The 12,215-nt window shown below is 65.7% G+C and carries 14 protein-coding genes and 1 riboswitch; of the genes, 5 read left to right on the top strand and 9 right to left on the bottom strand.

The features are described 5' to 3' along the window. Nucleotides 1-8: 8 nt before the first annotated feature. Nucleotides 9-96: riboswitch (TPP riboswitch) on the bottom strand. 94 nt (nt 97-190) lie between these two features. Beyond that, complete coding sequence (locus INE98_RS07460) at nt 191-2,314, bottom strand: PQQ-dependent dehydrogenase, methanol/ethanol family (protein WP_293537840.1); 2,124 nt, start codon at nt 2,312-2,314, stop codon at nt 191-193. A 206-nt stretch (nt 2,315-2,520) separates the two neighbouring features. Here INE98_RS07460 and INE98_RS07455 point away from each other — a divergent pair, with 206 nt between their 5' ends. Next, a complete protein-coding gene (locus tag INE98_RS07455; RefSeq protein ID WP_293537838.1) occupies nt 2,521-3,993 on the top strand; it encodes a sigma-54 dependent transcriptional regulator in 1,473 nt (490 codons plus the stop codon). A gap of 12 nt (nt 3,994-4,005) precedes the next feature. Here INE98_RS07455 and INE98_RS07450 read toward each other — a convergent pair whose 3' ends face one another. The 3 genes from INE98_RS07450 to ykgO form a co-directional block, all read right to left on the bottom strand. Then, on the bottom strand, nt 4,006-4,344 hold the full coding sequence (locus INE98_RS07450) for a hypothetical protein (RefSeq protein WP_293537836.1): 339 nt from the start codon (nt 4,342-4,344) through the stop codon (nt 4,006-4,008). Continuing rightward, nucleotides 4,341-4,607 carry a DUF2312 domain-containing protein gene (locus tag INE98_RS07445; protein WP_293537834.1) on the bottom strand — a complete coding sequence of 89 codons (267 nt, stop codon included), beginning with the start codon at nt 4,605-4,607 and terminating at the stop codon, nt 4,341-4,343. The genes INE98_RS07450 and INE98_RS07445 overlap by 4 nt, the downstream gene beginning before the upstream one ends. A 144-nt stretch (nt 4,608-4,751) precedes the next feature. Continuing rightward, nucleotides 4,752-4,877 carry a type B 50S ribosomal protein L36 gene (gene ykgO / locus INE98_RS07440; RefSeq protein ID WP_056023006.1) on the bottom strand — a complete coding sequence of 42 codons (126 nt, stop codon included), beginning with the start codon at nt 4,875-4,877 and terminating at the stop codon, nt 4,752-4,754. A 152-nt stretch (nt 4,878-5,029) separates the two neighbouring features. Between ykgO and INE98_RS07435 the strand changes: the two genes are divergently transcribed. Beyond that, nucleotides 5,030-6,253, top strand: coding sequence for a lytic murein transglycosylase (locus INE98_RS07435; RefSeq protein WP_293537832.1), 1,224 nt, complete (start codon nt 5,030-5,032; stop codon nt 6,251-6,253). Here the strand turns inward: INE98_RS07435 and INE98_RS07430 are convergent. After that, on the bottom strand, nt 6,250-7,551 hold the full coding sequence (locus INE98_RS07430; protein WP_293537830.1) for an MFS transporter: 1,302 nt from the start codon (nt 7,549-7,551) through the stop codon (nt 6,250-6,252). The genes INE98_RS07435 and INE98_RS07430 overlap by 4 nt on opposite strands. A gap of 109 nt (nt 7,552-7,660) precedes the next feature. Here INE98_RS07430 and motA point away from each other — a divergent pair, with 109 nt between their 5' ends. Further along, entirely contained in the window at nt 7,661-8,530 is an 870-nt protein-coding gene (motA, locus tag INE98_RS07425; RefSeq protein ID WP_293537829.1) for a flagellar motor stator protein MotA, read from the top strand. Nucleotides 8,531-8,535: 5 nt separating this feature from the next. Here the strand turns inward: motA and INE98_RS07420 are convergent, their stop codons facing one another. Continuing rightward, complete coding sequence (locus INE98_RS07420; protein WP_293537827.1) at nt 8,536-9,609, bottom strand: 5-(carboxyamino)imidazole ribonucleotide synthase; 1,074 nt, start codon at nt 9,607-9,609, stop codon at nt 8,536-8,538. A gap of 7 nt (nt 9,610-9,616) precedes the next feature. Continuing rightward, entirely contained in the window at nt 9,617-10,111 is a 495-nt protein-coding gene (gene purE / locus INE98_RS07415; RefSeq protein WP_293537825.1) for a 5-(carboxyamino)imidazole ribonucleotide mutase, read from the bottom strand. A 114-nt stretch (nt 10,112-10,225) separates the two neighbouring features. Between purE and INE98_RS07410 the strand changes: the two genes are divergently transcribed. Then, complete coding sequence (locus INE98_RS07410; RefSeq protein ID WP_293537824.1) at nt 10,226-10,948, top strand: GGDEF domain-containing protein; 723 nt, start codon at nt 10,226-10,228, stop codon at nt 10,946-10,948. Between the two features lie 20 nt (nt 10,949-10,968). On the opposite strand, the gene INE98_RS07405 is transcribed toward INE98_RS07410, so the two are convergent. Then, entirely contained in the window at nt 10,969-11,187 is a 219-nt protein-coding gene (locus INE98_RS07405; RefSeq protein ID WP_293537822.1) for a DUF465 domain-containing protein, read from the bottom strand. Nucleotides 11,188-11,372: 185 nt separating this feature from the next. On the opposite strand from INE98_RS07405, the gene INE98_RS07400 reads away from it, so the two are divergent. Continuing rightward, nucleotides 11,373-11,555, top strand: coding sequence for a DUF465 domain-containing protein (locus INE98_RS07400; protein WP_293537820.1), 183 nt, complete (start codon nt 11,373-11,375; stop codon nt 11,553-11,555). Between the two features lie 7 nt (nt 11,556-11,562). On the opposite strand, the gene INE98_RS07395 is transcribed toward INE98_RS07400, so the two are convergent. Beyond that, nucleotides 11,563-12,195 carry a DUF1013 domain-containing protein gene (locus INE98_RS07395; protein ID WP_293537818.1) on the bottom strand — a complete coding sequence of 211 codons (633 nt, stop codon included), beginning with the start codon at nt 12,193-12,195 and terminating at the stop codon, nt 11,563-11,565. Nucleotides 12,196-12,215 lie beyond the last annotated feature (20 nt).

Genomic DNA, 12,215 nt, shown 5'->3' with positions numbered 1-12,215 from the left:
TCGAGGCGCCTTTCCCTTCGCCGGCATGACCCGGATCAGGTTCTGCGGGTCGCGGGCTCGCCCGCCTCTCAGCCGCCTGAGCGCGGCTCCCCGAGGACAGCCCGACCCTAGAGCGAAACGCGGGACCTGGAAAGGAAAAGGGCGGCCGCCGGACCGGCGACCGCCCCGTAGGTCCTCCTGCGAAGGACGGTCAGCCCTTCGGCGACGCGGACGACGCGCCGGCGGTCCGGGTCTGCGACTTCCTGGTCTCGGTCAGGATGTAGGCGCGGAGGTCCTCAACTTCCTTCTCGTTCAGGAAGCGCGAGAAGCTCGCCATGCCCCGGCTGGCCAGGGCGCCGTCGAGCATCACGGACTTGAAGCTGTCGGCGGTGAGCAGCATCTGCGACTTCTTGAGGTCAGGCAGGAAGGTCCCCGAAACGCTGGGGCCATGACAGACTTGGCAGTTCTCGTGATAGAGCGCGAAGCCGTTCTTCACGTCACCCTTGCCGGCGACGACCTGGGTGAGGTCGAGGGCCGGGATCTCGGGGATGACATAGGGCTTGGCCGTCGCCTTGCCGCCCAGCTTGAAGACCATGAGCCTTCCGGGCAGGCGGGGACGATCCTTGAGCATGATGGAGGCCGAGGTCGCGGCGGCGCCGCCATAGCCCACCATGAGGGCGACATACTGCTCACCGTCGAGCTCGTAGGTGGACGGGGCCGCGACAATGCCGTTGCCGGTGTCCAGGCTCCAGAGCTTCTTGCCGGTGGCCGCCTCATAGGCGACGAAGTCGCCCTCGCCCGCGCCCTGGAAGACGAGACCGCCGGCCGTCGACAGGAGGCCGCCATTCCAGAAGAAGGGATGTTCAATTGTCCAGCGCGCCTTTCCCGCGACGGGGTCCCAGGCGATCAGCTGGCCCTTGTACAGGGCCTTGATCGCCTTCAGCTGCGTGGCGTCGTCAGGAAGAGCGTTGGCGAGGAAGTCGGTGCCCAGGTTCCAGGCGCCGGGCCGATACTTGAAGTCCTTCACGCGGGTGTAGGCGAAGGGCGCCGTATGGGCCGGAATGTAGACAAGGCCTTCCTTCGGATTGAAAGCCATGGGGTGCCAGTTGTGGGCGCCCAGCGGGCCCGGCAGCGCCATGGCGGGCGCGTTCTCGTAGCGCGCGCCTTCCACCTCGATTGGCCGTCCGGTCTTCAGGTCAACCCCCTTGGCCCAGGTGACGGGCGCGTAAGGCGTGGCCGAGATCAGCTGACCGGTCGCGCGGTCGATGACATAGAAGAAGCCGTTCTTCGGCGCCTGCATCAGGACCTTGCGCGGCTGCCCGCCCACCGTGATGTCGGCCAGGATCATGTGCTGGGTGGCTGTGTAGTCCCAGCTTTCGCCCGGGGTCGTCTGATAGTGCCAGACATACTCGCCTGTGTCGGGCCTCAGGGCCAGGATGGACGAAACGAAGAGGTTGTCGCCCTTGCCGTCAGAACGCTCCTGGTGGTTCCAGGGCGTTCCGTTGCCAACGCCGAGATAGACAATGTCCAGGGCCGGATCGTAGGCCATGGAATCCCAGATGGTCCCGCCGCCGCCGGTCTTCTTCCAGGTCTCTCCGAACCAGGTTCCCGCGGCCTTCTCGGCCATGATCTTGTCGGAGGCCGCACCATCGGGCTTACCGTCCGGATTGGGGGCCGTATAGAAGCGCCAGACCATCTTGCCGGTGTCGGCGTCATAGGCTGAGACATAGCCGCGAACGCCGTACTCGGCTCCGCCATTCCCGATCAGCACCTTGTCCTTCACGATGCGCGGGGCGCCCGTGATGGTGTAGGGGCGGGAGGTGTCAGTGGTCTGGACGGTCCAGGCGGGCTTCCCGGTCTCCGCATCCAGGGCGATGAGTCTCCCGTCGAGGGCCCCGAAGTAGACCTTGCCCTTCCAGACGGCGACGCCCCGGTTCACGACGTCGCAGCAGGCGTCCATGCCCTTGGATCCGTCAACCTTGGGATCGTACGACCACTTCACGGCCCCGGTGCGGGCGTCGAAGGCATAGACCTTTGACCAGGCGGTCGTTGTGTAGAGCACGCCGTCAACCATGACCGGTGTGGCTTCCTGCCCGCGGTCGGTGTCGAACTCGTAGTACCAGGCAAGGCCCAGGTCCTTGACGTTGGAGATATTGATCTTGTCGAGGGGGCTGTAACGCTGCTCGTCATAGGTCCGCCCCACGGCCAGCCATTCGCCATTGCCGCTGGCCGCCGCGAGGCGCTCTCCATCCACCCGCCCAGCCTTGCCGCCAGCCTGACCGCACGCAGCAACCAGGATGCACAAGGCGGACACCGCCAAAAGGCGTTGAAGCATGGTTGTCTCCTCCCCACTGGGCCCCAAGTCCGGCCGCCAGGTGAATATGCCCGACACCGTGGCAACGGCAAGCCATGACATGGCGTCACTTGCCACAGTGCGGGACCTGGTGTTCTTGGAAGAGAAACCTCGCCTTTACCGGCGTACGCGACCTTCCCGGACCGACGGGTCCGACACCCGGTCGCAAACTCTGGGGAAGCCGGTCCTTGAGCAAGACGATCCTTGTTGTGGATGATGATCCAACCCAGAGACGCCTCATTCAGGCGGTTCTCGAGCGGGAGGGCTTTGTCGCCGGGGTCCTGCCCAGCGGCGACGCTCTGCTGGAGCGGCTGGACTCAGGAGGCGCCTGCGACCTGATCCTCCTCGACCTGGTCATGCCCGGCCGATCAGGACTGGAAACCCTCGGTGATCTGCGGGTTCGGGGACATCAGCATCCAGTGATCGTCCTGACCGCCTCGGGAGGTATCGACACGGTCGTGTCGGCCATGCAGGCGGGAGCCACGGACTTCTTCGTCAAGCCCGCTTCGCCGGAGCGGATCACGATCTCCATCAATAACGCCTTGTCGATTGGCGCCCTCAAATCCGAGGTGGCACAGCTGCGGAAGCGCGCCGAGGGCAAGACGACCTTCTCCGACCTGGTCGGGGACTCGCCGGCCATGCAGATCGTGAGGCGGATGGGCGAGCGCGCCGCCCGATCTTCCATACCGGTGCTGATTACTGGAGAAAGCGGCGTCGGCAAGGAGGTCATCGCACGGGCCGTTCACGGGTCCTCGGATCGCGCGGGCCGGCCCTTTGTCGCCGTCAATTGCGGAGCCATTCCCGGCGCCCTCGTCGAGTCCCTCCTCTTCGGCCACGAAAAGGGAAGCTTCACCGGCGCAACGGAAAAGCACGCGGGAAAGTTCCAGGAGGCCAACGGCGGCACTCTTCTGCTTGACGAGGTCGGTGAGTTGCCGATGGACGTTCAGGTCAAGCTGCTGCGTGTTCTCCAAGAGGGAGAAATCGATCCCGTGGGCTCCCGCCGGTCGCGCAAGGTGGATGTCCGGATCATCTCGGCTACGAACAGAGATCTCTCACGGGCCGTCGCGGAGGGCGGCTTCCGCGAAGATCTCTTCTACCGCCTCAACGTGTTTCCCATCGAAGCTCCGCCCCTCAGGGAGCGCAGGGAAGACATCCCCGCCCTTATGGAATCCTTCATTCGGCGCATCAGCCTTGAGGAGGGCCGGACCGTCACCGGTGCAACCCCCGAGACGCTTGAACTCCTCGTGCGCCATGACTGGCCGGGGAACATCCGCCAGCTCGAGAATGCAGTCTACAGGGCGATTGTGCTCTCGGATGGCCATCAGCTTCGACCCTACGACTTCCCCGCAATCTCGGGCCTCTCGCCCCCGTCGGAGGCGCACCTGGCATCCCCGCCGCCGCCTATGGCGCCGGGACTGGTTCCCGCCCCGGCGGAGGACCCTGACGCCGAGACCGCCGCACATCCCGTACGGATCCTTGATGAGGACGGCCACATGAGGGCGCTTGAGGCCATCGAGGGCGACCTGATCCGGCTGGCCCTTGAGCGATACCAGGGCCATATGAGCGAGGTGGCCCGTCGCCTTGGGATCGGACGCTCGACCCTCTACCGGAAGGTCCGGGAAAATGGCCTTGGAGACCTGGCGGGACTGGATGGCGGCTGAAGGCCCTCCGGCTCAGTCCTGATCCTCACCGGACCCTGCCTCACGGTCCCGTTTTCGACGCAGAGGGCGGCGGCCGGCCGACGAGGGTGGCGGATGACCAGCGGCCTTCGCCGCTATCTCCTTGAGCTTGCGTTGCTGCAGGGCCGACAGAGCCTGTCCCGGGACGCCCTTTTCAGGATCGCCAAAGGCCCGGCCATAAGTCTGGACCCGCGACTCCACCGAACCGAGGAACTCCCCCTCCCAGTCGGAGAGGTCTACGCCTGAGAGTTCCGCCTTGCGCCGCGTGCGTCGGAGGGCGTTCAGGGCGGCCCGCCGGGCGGCTTTACGGGGATCGGCGGGCGTCCTTCTCAAATCTCGCCCATCGCAGAAAGATAGAGGTCGAGAATGGCCTCCTCCTCCTGCCGCTTTGCCCGGTCCTGCTTTCTCAGGCGAACCACCTTCCGGAGAATCTTGACGTCGAAGCCGGCGCCTTTGGCCTCGGCGAAGACTTCCTTGATCTGCTCCATGACCTCCGCCTTCTCATGCTCAAGGCGTTCTATGCGCTCGACAATGCTGCGCAGGCGCCCTTGGGCGTCCTGGTTAAGGATATCGGATTGGGCGTCATCACCAGCCATGACCGGAGGCTCCTGCAGGAATGTGTCTGAGGTGAGGCGCGTGGGCGCTGCGGACTGAAGCGCCTGTACCCTGACCGCGAGGCGTCGCGAAGGGCGGGATACAGAAGGTCTTTGGACGATCCGCGGACCGCCGCCGACGGCGCCTCAGCCCTGCTTGGCCTTGAAGCGGGGGTCCGTCTTGTTGATCACGTAGACGACGCCCTTGCGGCGCACCAGCTTGCAGTCGCGGTGGCGAGTCTTGAGCGACTTCAGCGAGCTTCTGACCTTCATGACCTTCGTCTTCCGTACGGGCGGAGCAGAGCCCCGGCGACCGAGTGAGCGGCGCGTATACGGAACCGAGGGCGGCAAGTCAATTCCGGTCACCGGACCTTGCGGCGACGCCGCCGTTGCCCCGGGCCCCGGAGCATCCTAACTCAGGGTGGATGAAGCGCCGAACCTTCCTCGCCACGGCCGCCGCAGCCCTCGTCACACCTGCCCTGGGTGCAAGGTCCGCCGGCGACCTTGAGGCTGCCGCGCAGACGGCTTTCACCGAGTGGTTGTCGGCCTTCAGGATCACCGCCCTTGCCTCCGGTCTTCCTGCAGAGGTCGTGGAACGGGAGCTCTCGGGCCTCGTCCCTGACCCCCGGGTCCGCGGTTCCGACCGAAACCAGCCGGAGTTCTCCCGCCCCTTCAGCCATTATGTGCGACGCGCCGCGAGCGAGGACCGCGCGGCGATCGGACGGCGCCGCATGGCGGAACTGGAACCGGGCCTCTCGAGCGCCGTATCCGCCCTGGGCGTTCCGACCGAGATCCTGGTTGCGATCTGGGGAATGGAGTCCGGCTACGGCGCCAACCTCGGAGACCATGACGTGATCAGGTCCATGGCGACTCTGGCGGCCGATGGACGGCGCCGGGGCTTCGCTGAGGACCAGCTTCTGGCAGCCCTCCGCATCATCGCTTCAGGCGAATGGCCGCGGGGCCGACTGGTGGGATCCTGGGCCGGGGCCATGGGGCAGACCCAGTTCATCCCCTCCAGTTTCCTCAGCCTCGCGGTCGATGCCGACGGTGATGGTCGCCGCGACCTGTGGGGGTCCGCGCTGGACGCCCTCGCGTCTTCGGCGAACCTCCTTGTCCGGGCGGGCTGGGGACGGGGTCAAGGCTGGGCGATCGAAGTCACGACTCCGGAGGCCTTCGACTTCTCGGTCGCGGAGGCCCTCAGCGCACCCCTCCCGGTCTGGCGGGACCTGGGCCTGCGCCAGGCGGATGGGTCGAACCTGGACCTGGACGAGGCGGCGGCGGAGGCGACGTTGATTGTCCCGACGGGCGCAAAGGGCCCGGCCTTCCTGCTGCTCGGCAATCACTTCGTGATCCGACGCTACAACAATGCGGTGACCTACGCCCTCGCCACAGGTCTCTTGGCGGACGGGATCGCTGGCAGGGCCGGCCTCGTCCGCGCCTGGCCCGAGGAAGCTCCCCTCTCGAGAGCCGACAGGATCGGCGCCCAGATCGCGCTCCAGTCTGCGGGATACGACGTCGGAGAGCCGGACGGCGTCGTCGGGCAGAGGACCCGGGCGGCGCTTCGCGCCTGGCAGAAGAGCCGCGGCCTTGTGGCGGACGGGTACCTGTCGCCGGAAATCCTGGGCCTCCTGAAGTCGCCCCCGAGCTAGACGAGGGGGTCGTCGGCGCCCTCGATCCTGGCCGGCCGCGGGTTGGCGGATTTCAGCTGCGGGTTGGTGTAGGCGTAGACCAGCATGGCGACCATCAGCGCCGCGTTCAGGATGAAGGGCGCAGCCTGCACCCTTTCGTAAAGAAGCACGAAGGCGGGCGCCAGCACGACATTGATGCCGTTGACCGCAGCAATGGCGCCTGCAGCCCGCGCCTGTTCCTCGATCCGGACCGCGAGGGAGGCGCCGACCGTGAAGCCAGGCCGGGCGAGGCCGAAGCCCAGGCTGGAGATCGCGTATCCTGCAACCACACCCCAGTAGTCCGGAGCCGCCGCTACGATCAGGTTGCCGATCGCAGCGACCGCGACTCCCCAGCGTAGGAGTTGACGCGGGGTCATTTCGAACCGGGGAATCAGACCCCATTGTGCGAGGAGGCCCGCCATCGCGCCGAACATCATGGCGATGGCGATGAACCCCTGGGCCGCCGTCGGCGACAAGGCCAGCTTGTCGATGATCAAGAACCCGAGAGTCTGTCCCTGGGCAGTCTGGCTGACGGCGACGATGAAACCGTAGATCAGGAAGGGAGTCATCCGGGGGTCCCGCCACATGGGCGGACCGGAAGAGGCCTCGCGCCGGAAGATGGGGCCAACGGACGTGGGCTCAGGGCGGAAGCGACTCTCGGGCAGACGCTTCCAGACGACCACCAGCATGATCCCCGCCATGAGCGCAAAGCAGGCCATAGGACCTGCAAGACCAAGAAAGGGCAGGACGAAGAGTGGCGCGACAAAGGGACCGATCACGGTGCCGAGACTGAAGGCCCCGGCGAGGCCGGACATGGCCTGGGTCCGCTGCACCTCCGGCGTGTGCTCGGCGACATAGGCCTGTGTCGCAGGATTGGACGCGGCTCCGAACAGGCCGAAGAGCGCCCTCGCCAGCAGGAACAGGACAAAGATGACGAAGGGCGCAGCCAGGTGATGGAGACCGGCCGCCACGACGGCTGAGCACAAGGCCATGGAGACCATGAAACCGGCCAGACCGACGATCATCAGAGGTTTACGCCCGAACCGGTCGGACATCCGCGCCCAGAAGGGAGAGGAAAAGGCCCACAGAAGGGCCGAGAGCGAGAAAATGGCCGCAACCATGGCGTCGGGCATGCCGATGGAACGGCCGATCGCCGGGAGCACCGAGATCATGCCGGTGTTTCCGATGGCGGTGACCATCGAAACGGCAAAGATGATGGCGAAGGTCGAGCGCGGCAGTCCAGTCGGCGAGACGGAGGTTTGAGGGGAGTCGCTGGACATCGGCCCCTGATAGGGCCCGCCCCCGCCGGGCGCTACCCGGAACATGATCACCTGACGTTAAGCATTCCGAGGTTACACGTCAGGAAGGTTCCACCGGACGCCTGAATGCATGTTCCAGATCATCGGCATAGTGCTGCTCTTCGTCTGCGTCTTCGGCGTCTACCTCATCCATGGCGGCAAGCTGGATGTCATCATCAAGGCCGCGCCCTACGAAATTGCGATGATCCTGGGCGCCGGCATTGCGGCCCTCCTGATCGGAAACTCGACGAACGTGATCAAGGGCGTCGCCAGCGGCATGGGCAAGATCTTCGCCGGCCCCAAATGGAAGGCCACGGACTACAGGGACCTCCTGTCCCTGCTCTTTCTTCTGACCAAGACGATGAAGGCCAAGGGGGTGATCGCCCTCGAGAGTCATATCGAGAACCCCCAGGACTCAACCCTCTTCGGTCGTTTTCCCCGGATCCAGAAGGATCACTTCGCTGTGGACTTCATCTGCGACACCCTGCGGATGATGACGATGAACCTGGAGGATCCCCACCAGGTCGAGGACGCCATGGAGAAGCAGCTCGAGAAGCACCACCATGAGGCCCTTGGCCCGGCCCACGCCCTGCAGAACATGGCCGACGCCCTGCCCGCCCTGGGGATCGTGGCGGCCGTTCTGGGGGTGATCAAGACCATGGGCTCCATCACCGAGCCCCCCGCCGTCCTGGGCGGCATGATCGGCAGCGCCCTCGTCGGAACCTTCCTGGGCGTGTTCCTCGCTTATGGCCTGGTGGGCCCGTTCGCGACACGGCTGAACGCCATCGTCGAAGAAGAATCCGCCTTCTACCGGATCATCCAGTCGGTTCTCGTCGCCCACTTGCACGGCAACGCCGCTCAGATTTCGGTAGAGATTGGTCGCGGCAGCGTTCCCAGCATGACGCAACCGACCTTCGCGGAGCTCGAGGAAGCCCTCCAGGCCATTCCTCCGGAGGGTTGAACCCGCTAGAGCGGCGAGACCCGGTTGACGTGCGCCATCTTGCGCCCCGCGCGGGCCTCGCGCTTCCCGTACAGGTGAAGCCGGCATGCCGGGTCCGAGGCCAGGACTGGCCACTGGAGGATTTCGTCACCCAAGAGGTTGCTCATGCGCACGCGCGCCGTGGCGTGAACCGGCCCCAGGGGCCAGCCGACGACGGCGCGGATCTGCTGTTCGAACTGGTCCGTGGCCGCCCCGTCCTGGGTCCAGTGACCACTGTTGTGGACTCGGGGGGCGATCTCGTTGACCAGGAGGCTGCCGTCTTCCAGCTCGAAGAGTTCAATGCCGGCCACGCCGACATAGTCCAGACCCTGCAACACCTTTCCAGCGATCTCCTGAGCCTGCCGTCCAGTCCCAGGCGCCGTCTCGGCAGGGGCTATAGAATGCCTGAGAACGCCATTCTCATGCTCGTTTTCGGCCAGGGGATAGGCGGCGAAGGCGCCGTCCCAGCCACGGGCGGCGATGATCGACAGCTCCCTGCGGAAGACCGCCGGTGCCTCGACGATGACCGGCCGGCCGCCGAGAGCCGCAAACACCGATGCGGCCTGGTCGGGTGAGGTCGCCCAGGATTGCCCCTTGCCGTCATAACCGTCCCGGCGGGTCTTGATCAGCACCCGGCCCCCGAGTTGGGCGGCGGCGCGCGCCGCACCCTCCCGATCAGAGGCCGCCTCGAACGGTACGGTCGGCGCCCCGACGCCGTTGAGGAAGGTCTTCTCATCCACCCGATCCTGGGCGATGGCCAGGGCGCGAGGCCCGGGCGCCACAGGGACGCCAAGTGTCATCAGGCGTTCCAGGGCCACCGCAGGGACATTCTCAAACTCAACGGTCACCACGGCGCTAAGCCCTGCCAATGTCCTGAGGGCCTCAATGTCATCGTAAGCGGCGACAAGATGCCGGGCGCTGACCCGGGCGGCGGGACAGTCCGGCTCAGGATCCAGGATGGTCACATCAAAGCCCAGCCGCGCGGCTGCGGCCGAAAGCATCCGGCCAAGCTGGCCTCCGCCGAGTATGCCGATCATGGAGCCTGGAGGAAGGGGCGTCACGGCGCTCTCAGTCGTCGGCGACCGAAATTGCGACCGAGGCGGTCTGGGCCGTACGCCAGTCCGCCAGACGCCGGGCAAGATCGGGGTCAGACAGCGACAGGATCTGAACGGCAAGGAGTCCGGCGTTGCGGGCTCCCGGCTCGCCGATGGCCAGAGTCGCGACGGGAACCCCTGCCGGCATCTGAACGATGGATAGCAAACTATCCATCCCCTTCAGGGCCTTGGACTCCACCGGGACTCCCAGAACGGGCAGGTCTGTCAGGGCCGCGGTCATGCCCGGCAGGTGCGCGGCACCGCCTGCGCCAGCAATGATGACCCGGATCCCCGCGGCGCGGGCGCCCCTTGCGAACTCCACCATGCGAAGGGGCGTTCTGTGAGCGGAAACGACCCGCGCCTCCCAGGCGACGCCCAGGGCCTCTAGCATGTCGGCGGCGCCCTTCATGGTGGGCCAGTCCGAGCGGCTGCCCATGATGATGGCCACGGGCGCGACGGAAGCACTCATAGGATAGCCCCCCGGAAAGGCGAGGGGCGGAGAATAGGCGCCGGCTCGGTCGGGTCAACACACACAGCAAGCAATTAGTGTTAACGTCCCGAAAAGATTCGCGGATGGTCCTCCATGGTTCTTAAGGTCACAGGGTCAAGAAATCAGCCGTTTTCGGATATCCGCAAGCGCGCCCTGGCGCAGGCCGGAGCCAAGGTCGCTGGACGGGGACCCGCAAAGCCGGATCAGACGGCCTTTCTGGGACTTTCCGAGGCCGAACTCACCCCCGCTGTCCAAGGCGCGATCCGGACCCTGCTCACCGAGATAGACGACCTGAGGCAGGAGGTGGGGCGGCTGAAGGCGCAGCTCACCCGTATGGAGATCCTCGCGGACGAGGATCCGTTGACGCCGGTGCTGAATAGACGGGCCCTGATGAGAGAGCTTGAGCGCATCCGGACCTTCAGCCGCAGGTACCGATCGCCGGCGGCCCTGGTTTATCTGGACCTCGACGATTTCAAGGCCGTCAACGACAGGTTCGGACACTCTGCGGGAGACCTCGCGCTTCGTGCTGTCGCGGACCGACTGAAGTCACAGATGACCGAGGGAGACCTGGTCGCTCGGGTAGGGGGTGACGAGTTCGCGGTCATCCTCGCCCAGGCCGGGCTTCACGCCGCCGAGGTTCGGGCCAGGAACCTCGCTCGCAGCCTTGAGGCCGCCCCGGTCCAGTTCGGGGAGTGGTCGGCGCCCCTCCACGTGTCCTATGGGGTGAGCGAAATTCACCCGGACGTCGAAGGCGAAGACCTCCTCGCAAGAGCGGATGCCGCCATGTATGCCCGGCGCAGAGAGCGGAGGGCCTGACAGCCGGCCTTCGTCCCGCTTCAGGCGATAATGTCAGGAGTCAGCTGATCCTTAAGCCTCTGGATCTGATCCTTGAGAGCCAGCTTTTTCCGCTTGAGTCTTCCGATCACCAGCATGTCGGGAACAGGCGACTGCCCGATTGCTAGGATGGCGACCTCCAGGTCGCTGTGGTCGAGTTGAAGCTCGGCCAGTCGACGACGGGCTTCCGCCTCGTCAACTGGATTCTGGGGTGCGTTCACGGTCTCGCCCTCAGAGACGGCCCCACCTGCCCTCGCAGCGCCGGGAAATCGGTCTCGGATGGGCGCCGGGTGATCATGGGGTGTTCCCAAGTCTAGGAAGACTTCCAGTGCAATCTTATGTGATCTGACAAAGGGCGCCAGCGGGTGTTGAGTGGGGGCAGTCGCATGGAAGGAGACTCTGGATCATGTCCATTGACGCTCGCATACGCGAACTGGACCGCCGGCACCGGTCGCTTGAGACCGAACTGCGGGACGCCCTTGCCCACCCCAGTTCTGAAGACATCGCGATCCGCGACATCAAACGCCGGAAGCTCCGCATCAAGGAGGAAATCGAGGCGTTGAGATCGCGAGCGCGCCCCGCCGCCTGATCCATGATCAGGCGGCGTCATCCTCGTCCGACCAGGTCTCTGCGGTAGTCTCGGCGGCCGGCTCGAGTGTCGGGCCCTCAGGTTCGACAATGCCCTTGCGGGCATTATCCCGGGCGCGCTTCTCAGCCGCCTTCCTGACAATCTCGTCCAGCTCAAGCTGGGTCGAGAGCCCCAGGCTGACCGGGTCCACGGGCTTGATGTTGGCCGAGTTCCAATGGGTGCGGTTGCGCACCTGATCGATGGTCGCCTTGGTCGTGCCGAGCAGGCGCGAAATCTGCGAGTCCGGCACTTCAGGGTGGTTGCGAACGAACCAGGCGATGGCGTCAGGACGATCCTGACGGCGAGAGACCGGTGTGTAGCGCGGGGCCTTCTTGGCTGGCTTCAGATGTTCGGCATGACGGCTCTTCAGGGCCGTCATGCGGCGCTTGGCGTCCTTCTGAGCTGCATCGATCTCCTCGCGGGAGAGTTGGCCGTTGGCGATGGGGTCCGCGCCGCGGATGTCGCGGGCGACCTCGCCGTCGGCGATGCCCTTCACCTCGAGGGGGTGGAGGCCGCAGAAATCGGCGATCTGCTCGAAGGTCAGGGAAGTGTTGTCGACCAGCCAGACAGCGGTCGCCTTCGGCATCAGAATGTCGGCCATGGCGGTCTCCTGAAATGACG

Source organism: Phenylobacterium sp., from assembly GCF_020253645.1.
Classification (GTDB): Bacteria; Pseudomonadota; Alphaproteobacteria; order Caulobacterales; family Caulobacteraceae; genus Phenylobacterium.
This window is presented reverse-complemented; position numbering and strand designations above follow the sequence as displayed.